Origin of the sequence: Paenibacillus sp. NRS-1781 (assembly GCF_050467745.1) — a bacterium.
Classification (GTDB): domain Bacteria; phylum Bacillota; class Bacilli; order Paenibacillales; family Paenibacillaceae; genus Paenibacillus; species Paenibacillus terrae_A.
In genome coordinates, this window is sequence record NZ_JBITPI010000016.1 from 153,830 (window position 1) to 179,775 (window position 25,946).

General features: G+C 47.7%; 26 protein-coding genes. 3 read left to right on the forward strand and 23 right to left on the reverse strand.

Going from position 1 to position 25,946, the window contains the following annotated elements; all coding sequences use genetic code 11:
- Positions 1–84: 84 nt before the first annotated feature.
- From ACIFO6_RS06715 to murI, 4 genes are all read right to left on the reverse strand, one after another.
- Positions 85–1,065 carry a S8 family peptidase gene (locus ACIFO6_RS06715; RefSeq protein WP_430039272.1) on the reverse strand — a complete coding sequence of 327 codons (981 nt, stop codon included), beginning with the start codon at positions 1,063–1,065 and terminating at the stop codon, positions 85–87.
- Between the two features lie 216 nt (positions 1,066–1,281).
- Entirely contained in the window at positions 1,282–2,682 is a 1,401-nt protein-coding gene (locus tag ACIFO6_RS06720) for an MATE family efflux transporter (protein WP_430039274.1), read from the reverse strand.
- A gap of 65 nt (positions 2,683–2,747) precedes the next feature.
- Complete coding sequence (gene fosB / locus ACIFO6_RS06725; RefSeq protein WP_430039276.1) at positions 2,748–3,170, reverse strand: metallothiol transferase FosB; 423 nt, start codon at positions 3,168–3,170, stop codon at positions 2,748–2,750.
- Between the two features lie 155 nt (positions 3,171–3,325).
- On the reverse strand, positions 3,326–4,129 hold the full coding sequence (gene murI / locus ACIFO6_RS06730; RefSeq protein ID WP_430039278.1) for a glutamate racemase: 804 nt from the start codon (positions 4,127–4,129) through the stop codon (positions 3,326–3,328).
- A gap of 275 nt (positions 4,130–4,404) precedes the next feature.
- Between murI and ACIFO6_RS06735 the strand changes: the two genes are divergently transcribed.
- Positions 4,405–5,031, forward strand: a complete 627-nt coding sequence (locus ACIFO6_RS06735; protein ID WP_430039280.1) for an FMN-dependent NADH-azoreductase — start codon at positions 4,405–4,407, stop codon at positions 5,029–5,031.
- An 80-nt stretch (positions 5,032–5,111) separates the two neighbouring features.
- Here the strand turns inward: ACIFO6_RS06735 and ACIFO6_RS06740 are convergent, their stop codons facing one another.
- The 16 genes from ACIFO6_RS06740 to zwf form a co-directional block, all read right to left on the reverse strand.
- Positions 5,112–5,621 carry a hypothetical protein gene (locus tag ACIFO6_RS06740; RefSeq protein WP_430039282.1) on the reverse strand — a complete coding sequence of 170 codons (510 nt, stop codon included), beginning with the start codon at positions 5,619–5,621 and terminating at the stop codon, positions 5,112–5,114.
- Between the two features lie 174 nt (positions 5,622–5,795).
- A complete protein-coding gene (locus tag ACIFO6_RS06745; protein WP_430039284.1) occupies positions 5,796–5,951 on the reverse strand; it encodes a hypothetical protein in 156 nt (51 codons plus the stop codon).
- 249 nt (positions 5,952–6,200) lie between these two features.
- Positions 6,201–6,653 (reverse strand): nucleoside deaminase, encoded by a 453-nt coding sequence (locus ACIFO6_RS06750; protein WP_430039340.1) that lies wholly within the window; start codon positions 6,651–6,653, stop codon positions 6,201–6,203.
- 103 nt (positions 6,654–6,756) lie between these two features.
- Entirely contained in the window at positions 6,757–8,175 is a 1,419-nt protein-coding gene (locus tag ACIFO6_RS06755; RefSeq protein ID WP_430039286.1) for an NAD(P)-binding domain-containing protein, read from the reverse strand.
- A gap of 6 nt (positions 8,176–8,181) precedes the next feature.
- A complete protein-coding gene (locus ACIFO6_RS06760) occupies positions 8,182–9,414 on the reverse strand; it encodes a pyridoxal-phosphate-dependent aminotransferase family protein (protein ID WP_430039288.1) in 1,233 nt (410 codons plus the stop codon).
- On the reverse strand, positions 9,411–10,697 hold the full coding sequence (gene allC / locus ACIFO6_RS06765; protein WP_430039290.1) for an allantoate deiminase: 1,287 nt from the start codon (positions 10,695–10,697) through the stop codon (positions 9,411–9,413). The genes ACIFO6_RS06760 and allC overlap by 4 nt, the downstream gene beginning before the upstream one ends.
- Entirely contained in the window at positions 10,697–12,103 is a 1,407-nt protein-coding gene (locus ACIFO6_RS06770; RefSeq protein WP_430039292.1) for an allantoinase, read from the reverse strand. The genes allC and ACIFO6_RS06770 overlap by 1 nt, the downstream gene beginning before the upstream one ends.
- Positions 12,104–12,135: 32 nt before the next feature.
- The gene (gene uraD / locus ACIFO6_RS06775) at positions 12,136–12,996 is read right to left on the reverse strand and encodes a 2-oxo-4-hydroxy-4-carboxy-5-ureidoimidazoline decarboxylase (protein WP_430039294.1); all 861 of its coding nucleotides are present in this window, start codon (positions 12,994–12,996) and stop codon (positions 12,136–12,138) included.
- Between the two features lie 71 nt (positions 12,997–13,067).
- Complete coding sequence (locus tag ACIFO6_RS06780; RefSeq protein ID WP_430039342.1) at positions 13,068–14,114, reverse strand: Rieske 2Fe-2S domain-containing protein; 1,047 nt, start codon at positions 14,112–14,114, stop codon at positions 13,068–13,070.
- Between the two features lie 30 nt (positions 14,115–14,144).
- Positions 14,145–15,158 (reverse strand): Rieske 2Fe-2S domain-containing protein, encoded by a 1,014-nt coding sequence (locus ACIFO6_RS06785; RefSeq protein ID WP_430039296.1) that lies wholly within the window; start codon positions 15,156–15,158, stop codon positions 14,145–14,147.
- A 759-nt stretch (positions 15,159–15,917) separates the two neighbouring features.
- A complete protein-coding gene (locus ACIFO6_RS06790) occupies positions 15,918–17,003 on the reverse strand; it encodes a lactonase family protein (RefSeq protein ID WP_430039298.1) in 1,086 nt (361 codons plus the stop codon).
- A gap of 67 nt (positions 17,004–17,070) precedes the next feature.
- Complete coding sequence (locus ACIFO6_RS06795; protein WP_430039300.1) at positions 17,071–17,517, reverse strand: OsmC family protein; 447 nt, start codon at positions 17,515–17,517, stop codon at positions 17,071–17,073.
- 53 nt (positions 17,518–17,570) lie between these two features.
- Positions 17,571–18,779 carry an MFS transporter gene (locus tag ACIFO6_RS06800; RefSeq protein WP_430039302.1) on the reverse strand — a complete coding sequence of 403 codons (1,209 nt, stop codon included), beginning with the start codon at positions 18,777–18,779 and terminating at the stop codon, positions 17,571–17,573.
- Between the two features lie 413 nt (positions 18,780–19,192).
- The gene (locus ACIFO6_RS06805) at positions 19,193–19,867 is read right to left on the reverse strand and encodes an SOS response-associated peptidase (RefSeq protein ID WP_430039304.1); all 675 of its coding nucleotides are present in this window, start codon (positions 19,865–19,867) and stop codon (positions 19,193–19,195) included.
- 150 nt (positions 19,868–20,017) lie between these two features.
- Positions 20,018–20,911 carry a phosphogluconate dehydrogenase (NAD(+)-dependent, decarboxylating) gene (gnd, locus tag ACIFO6_RS06810; RefSeq protein WP_044645593.1) on the reverse strand — a complete coding sequence of 298 codons (894 nt, stop codon included), beginning with the start codon at positions 20,909–20,911 and terminating at the stop codon, positions 20,018–20,020.
- 57 nt (positions 20,912–20,968) lie between these two features.
- Positions 20,969–22,471 carry a glucose-6-phosphate dehydrogenase gene (gene zwf / locus ACIFO6_RS06815; RefSeq protein WP_430039306.1) on the reverse strand — a complete coding sequence of 501 codons (1,503 nt, stop codon included), beginning with the start codon at positions 22,469–22,471 and terminating at the stop codon, positions 20,969–20,971.
- A 294-nt stretch (positions 22,472–22,765) separates the two neighbouring features.
- Here zwf and ACIFO6_RS06820 point away from each other — a divergent pair, with 294 nt between their 5' ends.
- Positions 22,766–23,086, forward strand: a complete 321-nt coding sequence (locus ACIFO6_RS06820) for a winged helix-turn-helix transcriptional regulator (protein WP_430039308.1) — start codon at positions 22,766–22,768, stop codon at positions 23,084–23,086.
- 143 nt (positions 23,087–23,229) lie between these two features.
- Entirely contained in the window at positions 23,230–23,559 is a 330-nt protein-coding gene (locus ACIFO6_RS06825; protein WP_430039310.1) for a hypothetical protein, read from the forward strand.
- 10 nt (positions 23,560–23,569) lie between these two features.
- Here the strand turns inward: ACIFO6_RS06825 and ACIFO6_RS06830 are convergent, their stop codons facing one another.
- From ACIFO6_RS06830 to ACIFO6_RS06840, 3 genes are all read right to left on the reverse strand, one after another.
- The gene (locus tag ACIFO6_RS06830) at positions 23,570–24,493 is read right to left on the reverse strand and encodes an NAD(P)/FAD-dependent oxidoreductase (protein ID WP_430039312.1); all 924 of its coding nucleotides are present in this window, start codon (positions 24,491–24,493) and stop codon (positions 23,570–23,572) included.
- Positions 24,494–24,710: 217 nt separating this feature from the next.
- Positions 24,711–25,313, reverse strand: a complete 603-nt coding sequence (locus ACIFO6_RS06835) for a nitroreductase family protein (RefSeq protein ID WP_430039313.1) — start codon at positions 25,311–25,313, stop codon at positions 24,711–24,713.
- A 289-nt stretch (positions 25,314–25,602) separates the two neighbouring features.
- Positions 25,603–25,929, reverse strand: a complete 327-nt coding sequence (locus ACIFO6_RS06840; protein WP_430039315.1) for a (2Fe-2S) ferredoxin domain-containing protein — start codon at positions 25,927–25,929, stop codon at positions 25,603–25,605.
- Positions 25,930–25,946: the final 17 nt, after the last annotated feature.

The following is a 25,946-nucleotide window of genomic DNA, read 5'->3' on the forward strand; positions in this document are numbered from 1 at the left end:
AAACGGTTTAGTGCGTCTATATATTGTACTTTCGAGCATTGGGGCTCCCCCTCAGGAGAACCGCTATATAACAGAAGTTACGGCTTATTTAACATGTAATGATCCTGCACTCAATATTCCCGCTACACGCTGAGCGTCGAAAATACGGGAAAGCTCCTCGACTGCCGTCAAGTACAGCAGACCGTTGCCTTCCAGCTTGGCAGAATGGCCGAGCGGAATGGTGCGTTTGATCAGCTGGGCGTATAGCTCCGGCTCGGTGAGATTCCGTTCAAAGCTCGCGTTCGCCAACGGCTTAATCAGCGCCAAAACCCCAGCCACATGTGGAGTAGCCATTGAAGTACCGCTGAAGGTCGCGTATTTTCCTCCCGGAATGGTAGACAGAATATCTTCTCCCGGCGCAACCAAATCCACCTCATTGTTGGAGTTGCTGAAATCGGAAGCATGTCTGTCAAAGTTTACAGCGCCTACGCTGATCACCTCATTATAGCAGCCAGGATAGCCCAGCTCGTCCGTTCTGTCGTCACCGTCACCCTCATTACCTGCTGCGCAGACGACCAAAATATGGTTCGCTACCGCCTTCTGCACCGCTTCATGCAGCTCAGGCACGTCCTCGGGGCCGCCAAGCGACATCGAGATGATATCTGCCTTTTGCTCAATCGCATAATGAATCCCCTGAATGATCCAGTCGTATTGACCGGAGCCTTGCTTGTTCAGCACCTTGATAATGAGTAAATCCGCCTCCGGGGCGACACCCACCACACCATCCTCATTTTCTGCTGCCGCGATTGTACCTGCCACATGCGTACCGTGACCGTTGTAATCCGTAAAAATGTTTGGATCACTGTCATCATCATCCGTGAAGTTCCGGCCACCAATAATGCGTTCCTTCAAATCAGGATGGTTCGCATCACAGCCCGTATCCAGTACTGCCACCTTCACTCCCTGGCCTCGGGTTCGGCTCCACATCGCAGGGGCCTGAATCAGCTCCACCCCTCGCGGTATTTCATTCACCTGTTGCTCCTGCTTGATCACTTGGTAAGGAATGATATGCACTTTGCGTTCCATCCTATTCCCTCCTTCATGGATTCAATCGGAAACCATCCGTCTCTGAAACTTTGAAAACCTCTACTGAAGCTCTTGTTCGAGGTTACTATATTCTAGCAATTTTTGGAAATCTTGAACATCCCCTTTTTGCTTATTTTTGTAAAAAAATAAGCATCCCCCCATATCCATGGAGAATGCCTATGTATAGTGGTGCCTGAGCAACTACAGCTTCAAGTGTCAGCCTGACAACGAATCCGCTTGTAGCTCAGCCTTGGACAACAGCGACTTGTGCTGCCATTTCCGACCTTTCCAGCGCAGGTAGTGGAAAATGCCTCGTACCCACTCATCGCAGGCATGCGCAATCCACACCCCAAGCACACCATATCCCAGATGAATACCCAGCACATATGCCAATGGAATTTTGATCCCCCACATCGAGATGATCGCCATCATCAACGGAAACTGTACATCCCCCGCCGCCCGCAAGGAGTTAATGACGACATGGTTGAACACACGGCCCGGCTCCAGCAATATACAGAACAGCAAAATCGCTGCCCCCAGTTGAATAATCGCCGGCTCATCCGAAAAGATCGCCATCACTTCATATCGGAAAAAGGATACCCCCACAATCACCGCAATCGTAATGACCAGTGACCATTTCAGGCTACGCAGCAGTTGGTGATACGCCTTCTCCTTATCTCCTGCACCTATCAGGCGAGCAACAATAATTTCCGTCCCCTCGCCCACTGCCATGCCGAACACCATAAAAAAGTACACAATCGTATTCGTATAAAAATGAGTAGCAATCGCCGTTGTGCCCATGAAGCTGACAAACCGGGTCACCATCATTTGGCTGAGCTGATAAGACAACCATTCCAGTCCCGCCGGGATGCCGATTTTCAGGATGGCCACCAGCTTGCTCCATTGAAGCTGTACATAATACTGGAGGCGAATCGGCGCACTTACACGTTTGTACAGCAATATAAAAATCCAGACACAGGCTACAGCGCGGCTAATTACTGTTGAAATCGCTGCTCCAGCCACGCCCATTTGCGGCAGACCAAACCAGCCGTAAATTAGCAACGCATTCCCCACAATATGCAAAATGTTCATACCAATGCCCACGATCATCGTATCTTTCGTAAAACCGTGTGAACGAATCACCGGACCTGCGGTTAGCATAAGCGCTTCCAGAAACAGCGAACCCCCTGCCAGCATCATATAGATCTCGGCATTTTCCTTAATCGTCGGGGTAATATGGTAAAAGGACAGCAGAAAATCCCGGCTTACAATAAACATCAAGCTCAGCGCCAAACCGAATACCAGATTGAAGGTCAGGGCCGAGGCCGTTACACGGCTCGCATCCACATGCTTTTGCGCACCCAATAGCTGAGCGATGATGACACCTACTCCAAGACCAAGCAGATTGAACAAAATAATCGTAAATTCAATCAGCTGTCTCGACACACCCACAGCTGACACAACCTCGTCCGACACATGGCTCAGCATGAACGTATCCACGCTACCCATTAAGATATGAAACAGCATTTCTATAAAGATCGGCCAAGTGATTGCAAAAACTGTCATCGTTTTCACGACTTGTGCTTGCTTGGAGCCGCTTTCCTGCGAAAGTGACATACTTCTGTATTCCTCCCAGATGTGAACCCTGTATATGCTCGGACATTCATATGGATACCGCTTACTCAATCATAAAAAGTCATGTGCCTCTTCTCATTTTTATAATATTCCAGGCGATCCTGCAATTGTCCTGTATGGAATTCAAACTTATGTCCGTCCGGATCTGTAAAATAGACTGACCTTTTGTCCTGTTCATTCCGCTCTCGTCCGGGCAAAATTGTGACATTGAAAGCTCTCAGCTTGTTAAGCATATCCTCAAAATCCGCTTCCGCTACCGAAAATGCAACATGCGTATAGGAATGATGAATTTCATTTCTCGGAATATCCTCCTCCACATTGAGAGCCAGCCACATGCCCAGACAGTCCAGATAAGCTAGCTTACGTCCTTTGACAAGCAGCTTTCCATCTAATACATTTTGATAAAAATGTATCGACTTCTCCAAATCTGACACCGAAAAGCAAATATGATTCCATCCTTGTATACTCATATTACCCTATTCCTTTCAGCGAACCCTGTTCAGCCAATAAGTCCACGCTTCTGTATATTGATCGAAGCCTCCCCTCCATCATGCCTCTGATTCACTACGCGACTGACGCTACGATTCATCGCTATGATTCAATCCGTTCGCCAGCCGCACCTGCTTTAAAAAGAAATCTTTTCATGCTCCGCATAAATTTCAAGCGCACGCTCCATTTTATGGACATAGTCCTCATCCTGACTGGTACACAGGAACGTAATGTGTCCCTCCTGCGATTGACCTGCTTTTGCCGGAGATACCAGCAAATTGCGCTCAGACAGCACCTGTTTTAACCGTCTGACCGTTCCCTGACTCCCGTCGATTAGCTGAATATGGGAAGGCAGCAGCCCCTTCAAGATCTCCTTATAAAAAGGATAGTGTGTGCACCCCAAAACGACCGTACCGTATAAGGTCAGATCGAACGCAGACAGCTTGCGGTTAAAATATTCAGCCATTATTGTCCGGTCAAAATGTAACTGCTCACAATAATGCACCAGCTCGGGCAAGGGCAACGAATCTACACTTCCATGATCGTCAACTCTGGACACCAGCGCTGCAAAACCGGATTGTTTTAATGTCAACGGCGTCGCTAACACCAGCACTCTTTTACCATTCGCTCGATTCATCTCCACCGCAGGCTTCACGGCCGGCTCCATGCCAATGATCGGAATATCGTATTCGTTCCTCAGCTCCGCAACCGCGATACTCGTGGCTGTATTACAGGCAATGACCAGCGCCTTAACATCCTCTTTTAAAATCGTTTGTACCGAAGCCTTGACGTATCCGCACACCTCCTGCGGTGTTTTCGTCCCGTAAGGAACATGAAGCGTATCCGCCAAGTATACAAAATTTTCGTTTGGCAGCCGTCGTAAGGCCTCAGATAATACTGTAATTCCACCCAATCCTGAATCAAAAAAACCAATCTTCAAGCTACTCACCTTTTTTCGTTCATCTGATGTACCTATTCTGCTGACTACATGGTAATTTCATTTTCGCCTATGGAATCCATTCTTCTAACTCAGCTCATACTTAAATTTTACCGCAAAACTGATATTTTGCAAAAGAAACACATGAATTTTACAGTGAAAAAAATTAAGTAGCTTATTAAAATTAATTTAATATAAAAGTGTTGACAGATATTATCTTTATATTGTAATATTACGAGGTAAATGACTTACTTAACTTACCTAGGGGGAAATAAATCATGTCTAAAGTACTATTTGTCAAAGCTAATGATCGTACAGCCGAAGAATCGGCAACCGTTAAATTGTATAACGCTTTCGTGGAAAGCTACAAAGCTTCCCATCCATCCGATGAAATCACTGAACTGGACCTGTTCTCCGTCGAGCTTCCTTATTTGAACGCCAACATGATTAACGGCATGTTCAAATCCGCTAGAGGCTTGGAGCTGAACGCTGAAGAAGCTCGCCTGACGGGCGTAGCTAACGGCTACCTTGATCAATTCCTGGCGGCAGACAAAGTCGTATTCGCTTTCCCGCTTTGGAACATGACGATTCCAGCTGTACTGCATACTTACATTGACTACCTGAACCAAGCTGGTAAAACGTTCAAATACACTGCTGAGGGTCCAGTTGGTCTCGTAACTGAAACTAAAGTAGCCCTGTTGAATGCAAGAGGCGGCGTATACTCCGAAGGCCCTGCTGCTGCTGCTGAAATGTCTTTGAACTTCATGAGCAACATCTTATCCTTCTTCGGTGTGAAAGACATCGTGAAGGTTGTACTGGAAGGACATAACCAAGCTCCAGATCAAGCACAAGCCATTGTTGAAGCTGCTGTACAAAGTGCAACAGAAGCTGCAAAATCCTTCTAAATCCATATATATGACAGAAGAGGATATCCGCCCCTATTTGGGATGGATATCCTCTTATTTGTTATGCAATACCTTGTATATTAAGGAATAAACTGCTGCACGATTTTAACAACCTTACCCTCACGCAACGTTACATGGTATGGAAATTGGCTGAGATCCAATACATCTTTTTTGGCAAAATCTTTTTCAAACTGTGCCAAAGGGATGGATTCATTCCATTTTACATCTGTATCTTCTATGCGACCTGTATGATCATAAATTTGTACCTCTACCGAAGCATCTGGGGCAACCTGGTACACGTCATTTTGCACGGAATTATTCACGATGTAGTAACCGTCTGGTGCTCCGTCCAATCCTGTGTTTCCTTCATGCTCCAAGAACGCCTTGTCTGCTGCCTTACCTTCATACCATTCAATCGGATCTGCCGACAAATAGATTTGTCCGTTATGCATCTCCAATTGGTTTATATATACGGTCTCCTGATTTTCAGCAGGTGTTACGGGCGTGTAGCCTTGTGCTGTTGCTCCCACTGCCGTCATCAGCATCATCATTAAAGCCAATATTGTCCATTTCGAAGCTAGTCTCATCATGTCTGATCTCTCCTTACCGTCTGGGTATGTACACGGTGTCTGTAAGCTTCATTACCCTTATGCACTTACTATAAACGTTGTACGGTTAAAAAGTGTATCAGAACCATAAAAAAGAAGTTACGATTTTTTAAGACTTGGTCTTAAAACTTGCTTACATGTCTTATCTACGGCTTTTTATTTGATCAATCCGACCTGACGTGCCTGTTCTTCGGTGAGAATAAACTCTTCATTTTGCCATACCTCGTCCTCTTTGGTTACAGCGAACATACTCATAATCTCTGTCCAGATTCCTTTGTCGGCAGCTTCCTTTTGCGTAATGATAATTTTCATAGCTGCTCCTCCTCTTGTAAAATATATTCAATCCGCAAGCTTGTCCTGAATTTGCCTAATCATTGTTCTGTTTATAACATATGTACCCTTTTTCAGCCGAAATTATTCGTATCTTAAGTGTCCATACGATCATGCACCATAACAAGCCACCATCGAACTTCAATCAATGGTGGCAATCATGTTGACTTATGATGTAAAGGATACTAATAGTTTAGTAAGAAATATTCATAATTTCAGTAAATGATAGTATTAATATTCTATTTTTTGAACTGATGTGCTCCATGTTTCAAAAGGCAACTTGCTTTTGGGCGAGTATATTTGACTCATAATTATTGAACGATCTTCCATAGGCATAGCAATTTGTTCATATATAAATTGGTCGTCAAATCCGATGATTGCTGCTTCTTCTTTTGTACATGCGTAGTAGACTGCATCAGGTCTTGCCCAATAAATGGCCCCAATACACATTGGACATGGTTCACAGCTTGTATAGATCACACAACCATTTAATTGAAAATCATTTAAATGCTTACACGCTTCTCGTATAGCCTGTACTTCTGCATGTGCTGTAGGATCGCAGGACGAGGTAACTTCATTAACCCCTCTTCCGATAATTTTCCCATCCTTAACTACAATGGCACCGAACGGGCCACCATGACCAGAAACAACATTTTGCTGGGCTAACTGGATTGCTTGAGTCATTAAGTTTTCGTTACTCACGGGATCATCCTCCTGCTATTCATTTCAAGGTCATTCATCCAATAAAAACGATAGTATCAGCCTTGTGTGAGTTTTAACCCTTGGTTCATGCCTTTTTCGGCCACTCGCCAACAAATTCAGCCTTATCATAGGCAAAGAAGTCTTTCAGAATCTCATCTCGATCATCGATGAATAGCTGATCTGCTACTGCCGACACGAGCTTGGGTATAGCAAATCTCATGCCAGAAATGGCAGAAGCCGAGAGCCCGCAGCTGACCAAAGCAGCATAGTTAAAAGCAAACAGTCCATTCAGCAGTTTTGGGTCCTTGTCATCGCGGCTCGAGAAAGCAAAGCCCGGACTCAAATAAGGATGTGCATCAAGCAAGGGATTAGCTACTGCTTTCGGGGCCTTATAGCGGTCTGCCCAACGAGCAATGTGGCTTTCGACAAGCCTCAACTCCGGTCGCAAAGCCGGATCAGAGAGGAGACCTGTGCTGATAACAAGAAAATCAAAGGTAAATTTGCCTTGAGGCACAGTTACTGTCGCCCCTTCGTCCGCAGCCTCCACATCAAGCCATGGCGCACCCAAATGCAATTGGAAACCGGGCCATGAAACCGCGCGCTCAAAGGTGTCATTGGTCGGCGGCTGACTGTGCTTGAAAAAATGGGCGATCACCGCATATTTCTCGGCATCCGACAGCGTAGCAAACCGTTCAATCATGCCGGACAATTCCATCTGACGGATCGGGTTGATCCTGGGCAGTTCCTTTCGACGGACAAAAATATGGACCTCAGCCACTCTTTCGGCTAGTGCGAAATTGGCATTATCAAAGGCCGAAGCCCCACCGCCCAATATAGCGATTCTCTTGCCTTTCAGCGAATCAAAATCAATGGTTTCCGAGGTGTGGGCATATAGGTGGTGCGGCAGTTTATCAGCAATCGCGGGCGGAACATACCATTCTCCACCGCCCTGAATACCGGTGGCCAACACAACCTTGCGTGACAGCAATTGAGCAGATCGCGCTCCCGGCCCTTCGATATGCAGGCGGTGAACCCCACCCTCCACGGGCTCGATCAGCTTCAGCCTGACCTCATTAACGACAGGCAGATCAAGGACCTTTCGATACCAGCGCAAGTAATTCATCCAGTCGCCCCGCGGAATCTTGACCACCTCTTCCCAGCCTTTCTGCCCGGCTTGTGCCTCCCACCAGGAGCGAAAGGTCAGCGAAGGAATCCCCAGGTCGATGGAGGTCAAATACTTGGGTGTTCTCAACGTCACCATGCGGGCATAGGTTTCCCACGGTCCTTCGGAGCCTTCCTTGTTTTCGTCGATAACGAGAATGTTGGAAACACGTTCTCGCAAAAGGCCGAAGGCTGCGCCCAAACCACATTGTCCGCCGCCGACGATCACAACGTCATAGACATGCCCCTCAGGATGGCTCAGGGGGCGAACCCAGTTAGGTCCCCTGAAGTTGAGATACGAAAGATCGGTTATTACCCGTTCGTTTAAAGCCTCTAGGCTCATGCTTGCTCATTCCTTTCTGCTATAAACGTCCAATGCGGCCTGCGAAGCAGCTCCGATATGAACGGGGACGCGATGACGGAGCAATGCGGCCTCAAGCGCTCCAAGCAAGTGCAGCACATTTTTTTTATTGCAGCTATACCCCATAGTGCCGATCCGCCATATTTTCCCTTTGAGCGACCCGAACGAGCTGGCGATTTCAATGCCGAATTCGTGAAGAAGCATCGTCCGAACAGATTCGCCGTCAACGCCGTCCGGTATATTAACGCACGTAACCATCGGCATCTTGCAGACAGGATCGCCGAACAGCGTTAATCCCATCGCACGAATTCCAGCCACCAATGCCACTTCATGCTCCAGATGGCGGGCAAAACGCTGCTCCAACCCTTCTTCCAATACGAGACGCAAGCCTTCCCGCAGGGCGTACAGCATCGAAGTCGCTTCGGTATGATGGTTTAATCGGACTGGACTCCAATAGTCCTGAAGCTGACTTAAATCCAGATAATTACTTTGAATTCCTTTACCGCTCCAACCAGTTTCCGTCTGGGGTTCGCGCAGCCCACGTTCGATTCGTTTTCGCTTCAATATTTTCGCTTCTGCCCGTTCATTATAGGTAACAGGTGCCATGCCTGCCGGAACGGAAAGACATTTTTGTGTTCCTCCGATCACGGCATCCAGCATCCACTCATCCGTCGCAACCTTCGTTCCACCGACTGTCGCAACCGCATCGACGACGAGAAGAACACCCAACTCTCGGCAAGCCTTCCCTATTTCCTTCAGCGGCTGCATACGTCCTGTGGATGTCTCGCCGTGGACGAGCGCCACAATATGCGGACGCTCTTGACGAATCCTTTTCACCACTTGCTCCGGATCAAAGACTTGCCCCCATTCCTGCTCCATGGTAGAGATCTCGGCTCCGCAGCGTTCCGATATTTCTACCAACAAATGGCCGAATCTGCCGTAGATCGGAACCAATACACGGTCACCCGGTTCAATTAAGCTCGTCAGTACAGCTTCGATACCGGAACGAGATGTACCGTCAACCGAATATGCCCAGTGATTGTTCGTTTGGAACAACGCCCTGATCATGTCCATCGTTTCATTCATGATGTCGGTAAATTCTGGATCAAACTGCCCCAAGATCGGGAACGACATCGCCCGCAGCACACGCGGATCCACCTCCACCGGTCCGGGGGTCATGATTGTACGAGGGGACGGTGACAGATCACGATACGTTTTCAAAGCGCTCCCCCCCTGTCATAGGCCAATACATACAAGAAATCGGTTAGTACGGAAACACCAGCAGCAAGCTCCTTCGTGGACGTGTATTCATCGGGAGAGTGGCTGATGCCGCCGCGGCTAGGAACAAATACGAGTGCGGTTGGACAGACGGACTGCATCACTTGCGTATCGTGACCGGCACCGCTGAACATGCTGAGAAAGCTCAAATTTCTATGCATACAAATATGTTCCACCATTCGAGTCAGTTCTACGTCCATCATGACCGGCTCTGCGTTCATCCATTGGCTGAGGGTCAGCATAAGCCCTCGTCTGGCTGCAACTTCTTCGAAGCTTATTTTCACGGCTTGACAAAAAGCGGACAATGCCATAGAATCCGAATGCCGCACATCAAGTGTAAACGTGACTTTGCCGGGAATCACATTAGATAGACCAGGGATCACTTCCAAGCTTCCTACGGTCGCTACCATCGGGGAGCCGTAGCTTTGCGCCAGCCCTTCGAGCAACTGAACCATTTCGGATACGCCCACAAGCGCATCTCGCCGCAAGGCCATCGGCGTCGTTCCCGCATGATTTGCTTCGCCTGTGACCTCGCACGTAAACCGCTTTTGCCCAACAATGCCTTTGACCACCCCAATCCCCTTCTCTTCCCGTTCAAGAACCTTTCCCTGCTCGATATGAAGCTCGATAAACGCTTGGATATCGTCCCGTTTTGCAGCGCGCCCCGCCTTGGAACCAAATCCTGCCGACATCATCGCTTCCCTTAAACTAACGCCTTCGGAGTCGCATATTTCCGGTACTTGATCGACCGAATAACGTCCTGAAATATTACCGGAACCCCAGTATGTTAACGGAAATCGGCTTCCTTCTTCTTCACAGAACGAGACGATCTCAAGGTTGCATTTCGGTCTTCCGTATCGTTCCAATAAAAACTGAAGAGCTGCTAACCCTGCGGCAATGCCGAAAGCCCCGTCATATTTGCCTCCATTTATGACGGTATCTATATGGGAGCCTGTCAGAATCGTTCCCCCATTCGGTTCCGTTCCTTCAATTCGTCCATAAAGGTTCCCCACTTCATCAAAGTAAACCTTAAGCCCGGCTTGCTTCATCCTGTCGTTTAGAGCCGTTTGCGCTTGTTTCCAGGAATTCGAGTATAGAAACCGGGTAATACCTCCCCCGCCGTCTGCACCATATTCGGATAACCAATGCAATGTTTCTTCGATAGAAGCAGCTAATCGATTGATATCCGGCAGCTCTTGCGGTAAGCGAGGTATGACATTGTTCATCATCTATCCCCCCCTTTACGTTTGAATGGATGCAGCAGCATTCCCTTTCTCGACAGCGAAACTCCTTCGCCCAACCTATATACCACTTCACCACGGCATAAAGTGGCAGTTACCCGGCAGTTCAATTGCCTGCCAACATAAGGACTATGCTTATGACGGTAATACAAATCATTCGCGGCCAAGGTATACGGACTGTTCAAGTTGAAAATCGTCAAATCTGCATCCATTCCTACTTGAATCGTACCTTTGCGGGGAAATAGACCAAAACGGCGGGCCGGATTTTCAGACAGCAGCCGAGATAACAAGGGTAAAGGAATCTTTCGTTTCAGGTGTCCTTCATCCAGAATCAGTTCCATCGAGCTCTGTGCTCCGGAAATGCCTCCCCAAGCTTGAAACCAGTCGTCGGATCGCTTTAACTCGGTCGGACACGGTGAATGATCCGAAGTGATCATGTCTATCTTCCCGGCAGCAATTGCCTTCCACATCTCTTCCCGTTCCGCTTCGGACCGGAGCGGCGGGGCACATTTCGAAATAGTTCCGAGGGACCCCATATCATCACAGGTCAGCATCAAGTAATGAGGGCAAGTTTCCAACGTCACATTCATGCCTGTGCGTTTTGCCTGATCAATCAGCTCTACGGCTTGAGGATTGCTAATATGCACGAAATGCAGCGCGCAACCTGTCTGCTTCGCATAAAATAGCGCACGATGAACGGCTTCCAATTCCGCAAGTACCGGCCGGGATGCCGCATAATCGCGAAACCCGGTTTTGCTGGCATGCTGCGCTTCAGCGCCAAGCCCCGCTACCAGCGGCTCACTTTCTGCATGAAGGGCAAGAATACCGCCAATTGCAGCAATTTGCTGCATCCCCTCATATAAAGTAACATCATCGACTCCCCGGAAAATATCCTCTCCTTCTCCTCCCGGGTCGGACATAAAGGCTTTGAATCCGACAACTCCTGCCTCCGCCAAGGCTTCTAGTGATTTCAGATTTCCTGGTACAAGTCCTCCCCAGAACGCATAATCAACGTACGACTGACCATAGGCCAAAGCCGATTTTTGATTTAATGCGCTTAATGAAGTTGTAGGCGGCCGGCCATTTAGAGGCATGTCAATGTAGGCGGTGCATCCACCCGCAGCGAGCGATGCCGATCCACTGACAAAACCTTCCCAATCACCTAATGCCGGCTCGTTGAAATGAACATGAACATCTATCATTCCAGGCAGTACAAACTCTCCGCTTGCATCAATGACTTTGCATTCCTGCGATGGCTCCAGCAATTGCCGGAGTACGTGGATTTTTCCATTTTTAATTCCGATATCAAGTGCATATACCCCATCTGGCAAAACGACTTGGCCTCCACGTATGATAACCTCTAAACACTCCGTCATAATCCATGCACCCACTTAACAAAAATACAGTATTTTGTTTCAATTCATCAGCTTCCCCGGTACGTGCTGTAGCCGCCAGGAGCTACAAGCAGCGGAACATGATAATGGCTGCCCGCATCACTCACACCGAAACGAATTGGAATGCACTCCAGAAAAGGGGGTTCTTTCCCGGCCAAGCCCTTCTCCCGAAAATAATCGGCAACGTAAAAAACCAGCTCATACTGCCCCACCTTCAACTCGCCGCCTGACAGCAGAGGCGCATCCAGGCGTCCGTCCGCATCGGTTACGACAGAACGCAGCAGCCTCCGTCCCTCCTCACCGCCGATTTCCCACAGCTCGAGCTTCATTCCGGACGCCGGTGTGCCGCAGGACACATCTAGCACGTGGGTAGTTAATTTTCCGTCGTTAGGGCTCGTAATCAAGTTGCTTAATCGAAATTGGGCAATCTTAAATACTTCCTTCAAGGCCAGCATTCTCTCTTTATCCCATTCGCCATCAAGCCGTTGGCCCAAGGCGGCATAAATCGAATCTGTATTCATGCCGCGTACAGCTATAATGAAAGGAAATCCGAATTTATCCTTGTAGGCCTGGTTGCTGGCCCTAAATTGTTCATAAACCTCTGGAGAAAGCTCATCCAGGCCAGCGCCCCGCTGCTCATTAACGGAGACCTCCGTCATTTTCAGCTTGCCAGCAAGATCAGGGTGAGCGCAGAGCAGGGCAAGTTGTTCATCAAGTGAAGATTGCTCCACCGCCTCTTCTAATTTACTGGACAATTTCCCAAAAGAAGCAAAAGGATGGGATATCCATGCGCGTTCCGCCACCCAAGGCGAGTGCTCGAACACCCATCCCAGCGCATCGACAAACTGCTCTCTATTCATTCGATTAATAGAATCCAAGGATAATTTCATTTTGCTCCCCTCATATGCTTTTGCAGTTGTTTTTTCAATTATTATAATTTTCCAATTTTCAAGAATTTCCTTTAGGCTGTATAGGACCTGCCGAGCCCCATCTCGCTAAGAAGCTGCCGGTAAGCGATAGAGGTGCGATCTGCCGGAATATGGACCTCCGCTTGCAAATCAAGTGGCAAATCCTCTGGAGTCTGCGCTTCTACCATCTCTCGATCTTCCTGGAACACTTGTAAATTGAACTTGATGGTATCTTCAACGGATGCATCTTTATCAAAATTTCGTGAAATCGGACAAAATAACCGGGTGTAGCGGGCCGATACCGGGCAGGCACAGTTCAGGATCATTAGCTTGCCGTCGTTCGGAAAGTAGACCGTAAGCGTAGCCGCGAACGGAGGAAATACACGAAATTCGCGAAGCCATTTAAAGCCTTCCGGGACCAGATTGTCCTGCCCTTTGCCGTAATTGCTAACCGTGCTCCAATATTCGGCAAGCAAGCCGCTGCCTTCCCGCTTGACGGTGTATTGAGGCACAAACGGGTTATCACGGTCTCCGAAGGTATCGGTATGCACAAAGGCGAAGTGCGATACATCGAGGAAGCCTTCCATCTGGCGCCCGGCCGAACCTGCAATGTCGAAGCTCGGCGGCAGCACGTTCAGGTAATCCGGGTCATCCCATCTCGGAAACTCGGGAATTTGCACGTCGCTGGACGCAAGAGATGTCCAGATCAGACCGTATCGCTCTACTACGGGATACGTAATCAATTTCAGCTTGGGTGAAATTTTGGCGTCTGGATGCGCCGGAACTGATGTGCATTTGCCTTCGCAGTTGTAACGAAGTCCGTGATACGGGCAAACAATTTCTCCGTTTTCAACCCAACCCTTGCTAAGGGGAGCACCTCGGTGGAAGCAAAGGTCACGGGCGACAACCAGCTTGCCGTTGCTACGGTAGCATACGAGCTTCACATCAAGCAGCTTTACGCCAACCGGTTTATCCGTGATTTCGCTTGCCTGCGCCACCGGGTACCAATGCTGGGCCAACACCTGCCAATCCTCCGCAGTGAACGTGCAATCCCGCGGAGGTTGAACCTCAGAATGGTTATTTTTAGCTTTAGGTACCATCATGGCACTCTCCTTATCCGTATATTGATTTTATAGTCTAGTGTTCTTTGAAGAGACAACCGAAACGTCGCTGCCGTAGGTCACACCCAGCTCTTTCAGCCATCCCCGGTAAGCAATGCTGACCCGGTCTGCCATCAAATGAAGCTCCGCCTGTAAGTCGAGAGGAAGCTCCTCCGGCTTCTGGCTTTCTACAATTGCCGCATCCTGCTCGATTACCCGCCTCTGAAAATCCCGAAAATATTCGTCAGACTCGTCTAATGCATAATTTCTAGAAATAAGTGCAAAAACAGTTGTTTTTCTCTCTTCGTGGGGAAGCACCGTAAATAACATGGACAGAATCTGGTTGTTTTCATAGTTCACTTTTTTGAGTCTTGCCGTCATAGGCCGCAAAATTTCAAACGTATAGTAAATCGTTGCGTAATTTCCCGAGCCGTCCGCATCAGCGTAAATGGCGATTTCGTCGGAAACGTAGCGGTTTTCATCCCAATAAACGCTGTAATGTGGTATTTCAGGAAAATTAGAGTCGCCCAATAGTCTGTCGTGAACGAAAGCCAAATGACTTGCATCCAGAAAATTTTCAACGACTCTCGGCGCAGTTGCGTGCAGGATATACGGCTCCGCATGTACGGTTTGAAAAGTTGAATCCTCATATTCCTCATAAAAGGGGATCGGAGCTTCGTTCCCGGAACCAGCATCAAGTTTCACCCAAATGATGCCGTATTGCTCCGTGCAGGAATAAACCACCGCTTTAGCTTTAGGAGGAATGGTTTGTCCTGCTGGCTGCTGAGGGATTTTGACGCATTTTCCTTCCGCATCATACTTCCAGCCGTGGTAAGGACAAACGATACAATCGTCTGCCACTTTGCCCAGCGACAACGCCGCCCCCCGGTGTATGCATAAATCTTTAAATACCTGAACTCCGTCCCGGGTTCGGAAAAGGACGACCCTCTCTTCCAAAATCGTAACAGGCACCGGTTCGCTTCCGATATCCTGAGCATAAACGGCTGCTATCCAATCTTTTTCCAATATATGATCTTTCATCATAGCCACCTTCTCCTTTTAAGATCCGGAGCGTTGCTCGTTCCCCTTTGCGAGCAAATCCTTTAAGTCGCTGTGGGCATACACTCTGGTACCGATCCGAAGCTCATCCTCCAGTTCCAAGGTATTCACCACCACCGATCGGCTGGAGTTCAGAAGAATTTTTCCACGTTCATTGGCATAACAAATTGGTAAGCTCCACGTAAAGTACCCGCACTGCAAATTTTTAGGTTCATTGATGTTCGCTTCATATATGTTATATTTTATTACATATAATTCGTTTATTTTTCTTATTATATGGCTAACTCAGAAAATGAGTCAATATAATTAACATAAAAATAATTTTATGTGGACATAAAGAATCTCGATCCCCTTGAACCTTACATATATAAGTTATTAAATATTACATTCCGTTTCCGAAAAACTCCATACGCTCATACATGCCCATTGCGGAAAAAGATAGACCTACTTTGTCAGTAAACGCTTTCAGAACAGATCCTGCCCTCATTTTATGTAAGTTTATTTAACGCAAAATTATAGATTTTTTTCTATGTTTCGATCGAAATCATGTCAGATCATATACATTAATCAACTAAAAATAAGGTGCGTGCCAAGAGTAAAGAGAAGCTAAATAAAAGCGAGATGGCAAAACTTCGTGGAATATTCGTGGACACACTGAGGTATTATGACAAGCTTGATTTGTTCAAGCCTTCACAGGTAGAGGAAAAAACGAAAAGGGACTCACATAAGTGAGCCCCGGGATTGCTACACAGAAAAGTAAAAAGGCTGTACGCATACTGGCTTGGAGACGGTTACTTGTTGTCCCGTGTAGGTCAGTCTTCCACTAATCTTGTCCACTTTAAAGGTAACGATGTTATTCGTATCGCGGTTTGCCACGAGCAGATGCTCGCCGTTTGGAGTCAAAGCAAAATGACGTGGATGCTCGCCTTCGGCAGATACATGCTCAACCAAGCTCAGCTTGCCTGTTGCAGCGTCTACAGCGAACACTACGATGCTATCATGCCCACGGTTGGAGCCGTACACATAAGCACCATCCTCTGAAATAGCAATCTCAGCAGTTGTGTTTTCGCCCGTAAAATCAGACGGTAGTGTCGGTACACTCTCAAGCTCGGTAAGCTTGCCTGCTTCTACGTCATACGCAAAGGAAGTAATGGAAGAATCCACCTCATTAATAACAAAAGCAAATTTATTGTTCGGATGGAACGTCAAGTGACGTGGGCCTGCCCCTGCATGGGTTTTCGTTTCGCCATGAAGCACTAGTTGTCCTTTACTGTCATCAATGGTGTAGACACGGATCAGATCCAAACCAAGATCCTGTACGAAGAGAAAACGACCATCAGGGCTAAAGAAGCTGGAGTGTGGATGCGGACGATCCTGACGCTCAGGATGCGCTCCCTTGCCCTCATGCTGTTTAACATCCAGCAATTCGCCGATACGGCCATCCTCGGTTAGAGACACCAGTCCCACCATTCCTCCGTGGTAGCTGACTACGATCAGGTAACGATCAGATGGATCACGCTGAATGTGACAGGTTGTTGCGCCAACGTTTTCCGCCCGGTTAAGCAATGTAAATGTCCCTTGGACCGGATCAATTTCAAAAGCAGCAGCTTCGCCCACCTTCGCTCCTGTAGCAGAAGTCGTTTCTCCAATAGAATACAGCTTCCGGTTCTTCACATCCACGTTCAGGAAGGTTGGATTTTTCAATCCGGAGAACTCATCCTGTAATGTAAGAATCCCTGTCTCTTCATTAAAAGTGTACGCATAAACTCCGCTGCCTTCCAATTCGGCGTAAGAGCCTGCGAAAACGAGCAATTTTTGTTGTGCTGTCATGGTTGTGTCCTCCTCAAATTAGAAAAATAATGGGCAATTGGAATGATTGCTCCTGGTTCAAATAGCGCTAAGAGGCGCGTTCCACGACGGGCTCTGTAGATAAAGCTACATTGCCCGCTACGGCACGCGAGATCATGCAAGAGCTCTCTGCCTGCTCTGCCAGCCGCAATGCCTGTTCGATCTGCGATTCTGTCGCATCGGCGGCCAATTGAACTTGCGGACGATGGGTAATTCGACGATATGTAAAAATATTGTTCGTTACATCGACAATGCCTTCGGATTCCAGCGCCAGTGAAGCCACCGGAAGACCAGCGCGCTCCATCATCGCCGCCAATGTAATCAAATAGCAGGTCGCGGCAGCGCCTAGCAGCATTTCATCCGGATTGGTGCCCACACCGGGACCGCCCATCTCCGTCGGAATCGAAATCGCTGTCCGCAGCTGTCCGGCCTCCATATGACCGTCGCTGTTGCGCCCCCCGTTCCAGTCTGCCTTGAGCAGAAAGGTATGCTCCATTTCAGGTCACTCCTCTCTTGTATTATGAATCTTTACACAGGTGAATGTAAAGGTTAGTCGATCTCCCGATTTTTCGTTTCGGTACCCAGCAACCATACCGATGCCGCTCCAATCAGGATCGCAACGAAGAAAATCACAAAGATAGATTGTATCGCCATGCCTCGGCCAACCAGCATTCCGACCAGAAAAGGTCCAATCACACCACCGATACGACCAAATGCAGCCGCCATACCCACACCCGTAGAACGGACGGCTGTTGGGTACAATTCCGGGGTATAGGCATACATGGCTCCCCACGCGCCGAGATTGAAAAAGGACAAGCTAATACCAGCAGCCAGCAGCATTCCTGCCGTTTCCGAGGTACCGAACCAAATGGCGGACACCGCCGTCAGCAGTAAATAGACGATCAGTACGAATTTGCGGCCCAGCTTTTCAATTAGATATGCCGCAGTAAAATATCCTGGCAATTGTGCCAGCGTCATGATCAGGACATACTCAAAGCTTTTAACCAGTTCAAAACCCTTCATAAACATAATGCTTGGCAGCCACAGAAACATTCCGTAATAGGAAAATACAACCGTAAACCATAAAATCCACAGCATGAGCGTGGACCTGCGGTTCGGCCCTGACCAAATGGAAGCCAGTCTTTCACGCAGTGGAAGCTTGACACTCTGCTGCTTGTATCGTGGTGAATCCTCTACTGCTTTACGTAAATAAAGAGCGTACAGGGCTGGTACTGCGCCGAGAATAAAAGCCATCTGCCAGCCGTACTTTGGTATAACAAAATAGGCAATAAGCGCAGAAAGAATCCATCCCGCCGCCCAGAAGCTTTCCAACAAAACGACCGCTTTTCCCCGTTCCTGAACTGGCACCGATTCTGACACCAGCGTCGAAGCTACAGGCAATTCCCCTCCCAAGCCTACGCCTGCAATAAAGCGCAGCACCAACAGTACACCGAGCCCTGTCGCCAAAGCTGACAAGCCGCTTGCAATAGAAAAGATCAACAGCGTCCACACTAATATCGCACGCCTGCCGTAGCGATCAGCCAAAATCCCCGCTAAAGCGGCCCCAAACACCATCCCTATCGAATTCATCGCAGTCAACAGACCAATCTGCTCTGATCCCAAATGCCACTCCTTAGCCAGCGCTGCGGCTATGAACGAAAGCAGCCCAACGTCCATGGCATCAAACAGCCAACTGAGTCCTGCGCTAAACAGCAGCTTTCGCTTTTTGGATGGTGGTAATGAAGTCAATTCACTCATGATTCGCTCTCCCTTAAAAATGCATCATATATAGCCGTATATCCAGGTGTCTTGTCACCTGTAGCTTAGCATCTATTGTACCGCAAGCTCCCTTCATCTGCGAGCATTTTAAAAAAATCTCTTGTTGCCGCACTTGAAAGGAAAACGAAAAAAAACGGAAGATTGCCTAGGGCAATTCTCCCGCCTTCTGGAACCTGCCACTTACCGGTTTTGGACCAGACCGATGATCGTCACCATGAGCACTAGCAGTTGGATGAGTGTATCGTTATTCATTCCAATCGCCTCCATCCCATATGAGATACTCCTTCGGCCGTTTCCCCTCTCCCCGGATCATGACGCTTGTTCCCCAATACATACCTATGCAGGCGGCGGGAAGCTTATGATCTGTAGTGAATGAAAATTCTCCATTTCATTTAAGGCTTGATCCAGGACCATTGCAAATCCATTTCCTGAATGCATTCGCGGTTATCGTGTTCATCATTGGCGACCAGCGGGGTCACCGGATAGATGCTCATATCGCCCTGCTCATACGTACACAGCAGAGGTAGCAGCTCATCTATGTTCTTCATGGACGGGTCCAGCCATGAATCCATATTCGAGGAATCCAAAATGGCCGGCATACGGCCGGCAAATTCACGAATATCCACATTGGCCTGCACCGTCATCATCGTACAGGTACGTAGCGGCTCCTTACGGCTATCCTGCCATACCTCATACAATCCCGCGACCGCAAACATTTTCTGTCCCGGCAACACCACGCGCACCGCACACATACGTTTACCAAGCTTTCGCCAATAATAAAAGCCGTTGCAAGGAATGACACAGCGCCGGGTTTCGGCCATTTTTCGGTAACTCGGATTCACTCGTACCGTATTCAAATCGGCGTTGACACAATCCTTGCCCCAGTAGGGGATAAATCCCCAGCGAAATTCATCCAGCACCCGTTCCCCCTCCTGATGCAGCACGATGGGAACATGCTGGGTAGGGCTCATATTGTAACGTTTTTTATAATAATACATCACCCGTTGGATGCCAAAATGATCCCTTACCTCGTCCAAATCAGCCGATAACGAAAACCTTTTGCACATATGCTATTCATCCTTCCGCCTTCTTTTTCATCTATTGTGCGGTTATACAAGGAAAAATATGCATAAAGCAAAAAAAGCGCAAGGCAAAGGCATATAGCAATATCCCCGCAGTTTTGAAGCTGCGGGGACCCATGCTAAATTATATCGTTACTATTTCTTTTCTACTGCATGACCGCCAAATTCATTACGCAGCGCGGCAACGACTTTCCCATTGAACGTATCTGCATCCAGAGAACGGTAACGCATCAGCAGGGACAACGCAATAACCGGAGTTGCCGCCTGAATGTCCAGTGCCTCCTCAACCGTCCATTTGCCTTCGCCAGAAGAGTGCATAACCCCGCGAATTTCATCCAGATTTGCATCCTTGGAAAATGCACGCTCGGTCAAGCCCATCAACCAGGAGCGAATAACGGAACCGTTGTTCCAAACGCGTGCCACTTGCTCATAATCGAAGTCAAAGCTGCTTTTTTCCAGCACTTCAAAGCCTTCACCAATGGAGGCCATCATGCCATATTCCACACCGTTGTGAACCATTTTGAGAAAATGTCCGCTACCGGATTTACCTGCATACAGATAACCATTTTCCACCGCTGTATCGCGGAAAATAGGCTCAACAAACGCCCATGCTTCCGGGTCGCCGCCGATCATGTAACAAGCGCCACTGCGCGCACCTTCCATACCGCCGGAGGTTCCGGCATCCATGAAGCTGATACCGTATTCCTTCAGACGGGCATGACGAGCAATCGACTCTTTGTAATGAGAGTTACCACCTTCAATAATAATGTCCCCTTTGGACAAAATCGGTTGAAGCTGATCCAGCACGGAATCAACAATTTGATGGGGGACCATAATCCACAGTACTCTTGGGGATTGGGTCGCCTGCACAAGCTCTTCCAGTGTGGAAGCACCTGTAGCACCGTAATCCTTCATTTCTTGAATCGCTGCTGCATTGACGTCGTAAGCGACAACTTCATGCTGGTGATCGATCAAGTTTTTTCCGAGATTTAAGCCCATTTTTCCCAAACCGATTAATCCAACTTGCATTGTAAAGGCCTCCTGCCGTAGCAAAAATATATTCTCAATGTAGTGATGTGTACATGTTTACGAACGAACAACCGCTTTTTCAGAACGTTCTGACTTTTGGTCCAGCCACCATGCAAAGCCCTGTTCCTCCAACAATTGGTTAGAAGCCTCTGGACCATAGGAGCCTGCCGCATAGGTATGAAGTGGAACTTCGCCACGAGCAAAAGCTTCCAGCACTGGCTGTACCCACATCCATGAAAGCTCAACTTCATTCCAGTGAGCAAAATAGGTGGAGTCGCCGCGCAGCGCGTCAAAGATGAGGCGTTCATAAGCTTCCGGTACATCCTTGGCCTCTGATGCATAATTCATCAGCACCGTCTCCAGCTGACCGTTATTCAGCGGGTCCTTACTGTTCAGCCGCAGTGTTACCTTTTCGTCGGGATTCACATGAATCGTAAGCAAGTTCGGCTCGGAAGGCTGCCCTTGAGCCGCGTACGGGTCTGTGCTATCCTTTTTAAATTCCACGACGATCCGTGTGGATTTTTCCTTCATGCGTTTGCCTGTGCGAATATAGAACGGCACACCTGACCATTGCTCATTGTCAATCCACAGGCGAGCTGAAATGAAAGTATCATTTTGTGAGTCCAGTCCAATGTCCGGCTCTTCTTTATAGGAAGGAACTGTTTTTCCGTTAATCTCACCGTTCGTGTATTGGCCTCTCACCACGCTGGAAGCAATATCGGAAGGATCGAGCGCACGCAACGCCTCCATAACCTTGCTTTTTTCGTTACGCACCTGATCTGCCGTTACATGTCCCGGCTTATTCATAGCCACCATCATCAGCACTTGCAGCATGTGATTCTGCACCATGTCCCGAATAGCTCCGGAGTGATCATAATATCCTGCGCGTTCCTCGACGCCTACAGTTTCGGAAGCAGTAATTTGCACATTGGCAATGTATTGATTGTTCCACACACCCTGAAGCAATGGATTAGCAAATTTCAAGGCTTCCAGGTTTTGCACCATCGGCTTACCCAGGTAATGGTCAATACGATAAATTTCATCCTCGGCAAACGTTCTGCTTAAGCGATCATTCAGCTCACGTGCCGATTCCAGATCATGCCCGAATGGTTTTTCGATAATAAGCCGTTTCCAGCCCTTCGTTTCAGCCAGACCGCTTTCTCGGATGTTGAGGGCAATCACATCAAAAAATTCCGGTGCCACCGATAAGTAAAACATGCGGTTCCCCGGAATTCCCAAGTCATTTTCACGTTGCTCAGCAAGCTGTAACAGCTTTTTATAATCTTCAGGGTGATTGACGTTCAATGCACTGTAGCGGAAAGCGCTCAAGAACTGATCCATCTGTGCACGGTCATTATTCACGTGTCTGGAAAAATCCTTAATGGATTGTTCTACATTACTTTGAAACTGTTCGTCAGCCACTTCACGACGCCCCATACCAATTACAGAAAAGGAAGCCGGAATTTTACCTTCTACGAACAAATTATACAAGGCAGGGTAGATTTTACGTTTAGCCAAATCCCCTGTCGCTCCAAATAAGACAAAAGTCATTGAATCCATGATTTATTCCTTCTTCCCATTATAAAAGATGAGGTTATTAAAAGTTACCTGAGGAATTAACGTAACCCATAATACACCCAAAATAAGGGGCAAGTCAATCAAATTTTAGCGAAATCGTGAACAGTCGATATTTCCTGTAATGATAACGTTTTCTGTGGTATGATTGACGCAAGGAATGAGAAAAAAATGTTAAAAATGTCACAGTTGACACAAACCAAGATAGTTACTATTGGTATAGAGAGTTACTTTTAGTATACTGTTTTTAAAATAATCAATGAAATTGAGGGGATTCCGATGAGCGACGACAGGCAGCCTAAGCTTTTGTGCGGCAAGGTGGAACAGTCCTTTCAGATCATCAGCAAAAAATGGACCGCTCTCATCATTCATACTTTGATGGAACATCCCAAACGATTCAGTGAAATTCATGTATCCATACCTGATCTTAGCAAACGTATGCTGAACGAACGCATTAAGGAGCTGGAACTTAGTGGCCTGATCCTTCGCCGTGTCATTACAGAGCGGCCCGTGCGTACCGAGTATTCGCTGACACGCAAGGGTAAAGAGCTCGGTGATGCATTGAACGGTGTAGAGATCTGGGCCGAAAGATGGCTCTAACCGCTAACAGGAGATCGTCATACATGGTCTCCTGTTATTGTGTTACCCTTTAGGAAGCGTAATACAGGGCTATAATACGAAAATAATGGTACACCTACCCGACCGCTCATGATTTCGGAAGGAACAAGGAAGGATGAGACTCGATGGCGTTTGGTATTAACCGACAAGAGCTTTCAGCCTGGAAAAGAGAGGTCAGTCGCGGCGAAATTGGTTTTCTGACGCATTACTGGCTGGATGACCGCTTTCCAGGTATTACAACCGTAACCAAGGTGGGTTGTTCCAATGTGGACAAGCTTCGTTTATGGTGCAGCCATAATGGTTTGGACCCCCAATATATTCACCAACGTCAGCCCTATCCCCATTTTGACCTGATCGGCAGCAAGCAAACGGAAATTTTGCGCAAGTATGGTATGAGCGAGCAATTGGAGCGCTTCGGTCTTCATCTTCATACCGGTACACGTCCACCGTTGTAAACCGCAGCTCTTAGAGCTGCGGTATTTTTGTTTTTATACCGGATAATACTTTGTGTATCCAGATTGCTGACATTGCTCCTTCTCCCATCGCGACAGTCGCTTGCTCGGCATGGGCCCCCAAATCTCCGGCTACCCATACATTCTCTACATTGGTCATTTTGCTGCGGGGGTGTGTCTCAATATGCTTGTTATCCAGCAAGTGCACGCCCAACTGCTTGGCCAGCTCTGAATGGACTTGGCTACCTCCAAAGGCCAAAAAGCCCCGCTCCGCCCGGACAACCTCTCGATTAGCCAGTCGGACTCCTTCAAAATGTCCCGGTTCTCCGGTCATGATTCTGGAAATGGCTTCCTCCTTGTATCCTATTCCTTTCTCGCGCAGCTTCATCATCAGCTCGTCCGGCACCTCTGAACGCTCATGATTCACATAAACCAGGTGGTCGGTACGCGCCGATAAAATCAGAGCCATGGAAGCCCCGGCTTTTCCCGCCCCCATCACGACCGTACTACGATCCTGAACCTCGTATCCGTCACAGTCCGGGCAGATATATACGCTATTGCCCAAGCAGGCCAGAAGTCCCTCCAGCTTTGGAAAGCGATCGGTCAGCCCCGTTGCCAGCAGCAGCGTCTTTGAGGAATACACCGTTCCCTCTTCCACTTGAATGGCAAAAAGCTCATCTCTCTTGGCAGCCTTTACCACCTTACCTTGAACAAATTCAGTACCTAGCCTCATGGCCTCACTACGTCCAAGCCGTCGCAGCTCCTCACCTGAAATCCCGTCAGGAAAGCCCAAAATATTATGATACTGATGGCACAACGTAGAACGACCATAGCCCGAATCTATCACTAGAACCCGATGGCTGCTGTATCTTCCCAATTGAATGGCTGCTTGCAGCCCGGCAATCCCTCCGCCAACAATAATGCAATCGAATGGCATATATTTTTCCTCCCTCATCAATAACACCTATGTAGCCCTCTCATACAAATTTAAACGTAGCATCACCCGCTTCCGCCTGAATTAACCCCTGAATCATCCCGTTCCAGAAAAATACATATCCAGAAGCTCACTCCTTAAAAATGGAATGACAAAAAGCACTGTGGATATCCACAGTGCTTTGATCAGGCGAGCATGAATCGTCGTTGCATCGTCTGGCTTATTTAAACGTTTTTACGCGTTCTTCAACAGGTTGGAATTCTTTTTCACCTGGTTGGAATGTCGGTTTACCGAATGGCAATTCAGCAATCAGTTTCCAATGCTCAGGAATGTTCCATTCATTTTTCACTTTTTCGTCGATCAAAGGATTGTAATGCTGAAGGGATGCGCCCAGTCCTTCTTGCTCCAGAGCTGTCCATACCACCAATTGCAGCATGCCGCTGGATTGGTTAGACCAGATTGGGAAATTATCCGCATAAGCCTCAAATTGTTGTTGCAAACCAGTCACTACATTGTTGTCTTCAAAGAACAATACAGTACCGTAGCCGCTACGGAAGCCGTTCATTTTCTCAGCAGTAGATTTAAATTGCTCTTCATTGCCTACAACTTCGCGCAAAATATGTTCTGTAATATTCCACAGTTTGTCGTGATGCTCTCCGAGCAGTACAACTGCACGTGAAGTTTGGGAGTTGAAAGAGGTAGGTGTATATTTAACAGCTTCCTCTACAATCTCTTGAATCCGTTGGTCGGAAATGACTTGTTCTTTGCTAATACCGTAATAGGAGCGTCTTTCTTTCAGAGCTGTGAAGAAATCTTTAGACATTTTTGTTACCTCCTGAGAAAAATTAATTACTTTTCGTAACTAAATATATATTGTATTTGTCTTTAAGTCAAGAGATTTATTTTTAAATATTACCAGTTCCTTGATTCATGATGCGCCGCCATTCTGTTCACTTTCAAATTGATCGAACAAGCTCTCCTGCTCCGTTGGGTACTGCTCAGCGTGATCCCGATTTTCGCTTCCCTCCCTATCGATTGGTATCCACAGTATACTTTTACCTTTCAGGTCAGGGATTAAACGCAAAAAAAGAAAATCTCCGCAAAGATTTTCTCTACTCACGTTCTTGTTTATAGTTGGTTGTGTGAAAAAGATGTGGTTTCAGCTTCTCTCCTGCAACAAGCTTCTGCACCAGTTCTGTGCCCGCAGCAGGCGTCATCTGACCATACCAGTCCCCTTGAGGGTATACGATCACAACCGCAGCATCGTGACAACGACCATTACAACGAGTTCGGGTCGTATGAATATAAGCTTCTGCGTTTTGTTCACGGATTTCATCCCGAATTGCTTGTGTAACTTCCTCGCCTTCATGTCGCATACACGTGCCTCCATTACAAATCAACACATGATGCTTCATCGGTTCCAATTCAAAAATAGCCATAGCTTCCCCTTTAATCA

Bases quoted from the DNA above. Each gene is read 5' to 3' on its own strand.
- uraD (WP_430039294.1), bottom strand. From the start codon at position 12,996: ATGAAATTATCCTTGGATTCTATTAATCGAATGAATAGAGAGCAGTTT.
- ACIFO6_RS06740 (WP_430039282.1), bottom strand. From the start codon at position 5,621: ATGATGAGACTAGCTTCGAAATGGACAATATTGGCTTTAATGATGATG.
- fosB (WP_430039276.1), bottom strand. From the start codon at position 3,170: ATGAGTATACAAGGATGGAATCATATTTGCTTTTCGGTGTCAGATTTG.
- ACIFO6_RS06750 (WP_430039340.1), bottom strand. From the start codon at position 6,653: ATGACTCAAGCAATCCAGTTAGCCCAGCAAAATGTTGTTTCTGGTCAT.
- ACIFO6_RS06720 (WP_430039274.1), bottom strand. From the start codon at position 2,682: ATGTCACTTTCGCAGGAAAGCGGCTCCAAGCAAGCACAAGTCGTGAAA.
- ACIFO6_RS06715 (WP_430039272.1), bottom strand. From the start codon at position 1,065: ATGGAACGCAAAGTGCATATCATTCCTTACCAAGTGATCAAGCAGGAG.
- ACIFO6_RS06795 (WP_430039300.1), bottom strand. From the start codon at position 17,517: ATGGAGCATACCTTTCTGCTCAAGGCAGACTGGAACGGGGGGCGCAAC.
- ACIFO6_RS06820 (WP_430039308.1), top strand. From the start codon at position 22,766: ATGAGCGACGACAGGCAGCCTAAGCTTTTGTGCGGCAAGGTGGAACAG.
- ACIFO6_RS06805 (WP_430039304.1), bottom strand. From the start codon at position 19,867: ATGTGCAAAAGGTTTTCGTTATCGGCTGATTTGGACGAGGTAAGGGAT.
- gnd (WP_044645593.1), bottom strand. From the start codon at position 20,911: ATGCAAGTTGGATTAATCGGTTTGGGAAAAATGGGCTTAAATCTCGGA.
- ACIFO6_RS06745 (WP_430039284.1), bottom strand. From the start codon at position 5,951: ATGAAAATTATCATTACGCAAAAGGAAGCTGCCGACAAAGGAATCTGG.
- ACIFO6_RS06785 (WP_430039296.1), bottom strand. From the start codon at position 15,158: ATGATGAAAGATCATATATTGGAAAAAGATTGGATAGCAGCCGTTTAT.
- ACIFO6_RS06835 (WP_430039313.1), bottom strand. From the start codon at position 25,313: ATGTCTAAAGATTTCTTCACAGCTCTGAAAGAAAGACGCTCCTATTAC.
- ACIFO6_RS06790 (WP_430039298.1), bottom strand. From the start codon at position 17,003: ATGACAGCACAACAAAAATTGCTCGTTTTCGCAGGCTCTTACGCCGAA.
- ACIFO6_RS06840 (WP_430039315.1), bottom strand. From the start codon at position 25,929: ATGGCTATTTTTGAATTGGAACCGATGAAGCATCATGTGTTGATTTGT.
- zwf (WP_430039306.1), bottom strand. From the start codon at position 22,471: ATGGATTCAATGACTTTTGTCTTATTTGGAGCGACAGGGGATTTGGCT.
- ACIFO6_RS06735 (WP_430039280.1), top strand. From the start codon at position 4,405: ATGTCTAAAGTACTATTTGTCAAAGCTAATGATCGTACAGCCGAAGAA.
- ACIFO6_RS06830 (WP_430039312.1), bottom strand. From the start codon at position 24,493: ATGCCATTCGATTGCATTATTGTTGGCGGAGGGATTGCCGGGCTGCAA.
- ACIFO6_RS06825 (WP_430039310.1), top strand. From the start codon at position 23,230: ATGGCGTTTGGTATTAACCGACAAGAGCTTTCAGCCTGGAAAAGAGAG.
- allC (WP_430039290.1), bottom strand. From the start codon at position 10,697: ATGAACAATGTCATACCTCGCTTACCGCAAGAGCTGCCGGATATCAAT.
- ACIFO6_RS06780 (WP_430039342.1), bottom strand. From the start codon at position 14,114: ATGGTACCTAAAGCTAAAAATAACCATTCTGAGGTTCAACCTCCGCGG.
- ACIFO6_RS06800 (WP_430039302.1), bottom strand. From the start codon at position 18,779: ATGAGTGAATTGACTTCATTACCACCATCCAAAAAGCGAAAGCTGCTG.
- ACIFO6_RS06755 (WP_430039286.1), bottom strand. From the start codon at position 8,175: ATGAGCCTAGAGGCTTTAAACGAACGGGTAATAACCGATCTTTCGTAT.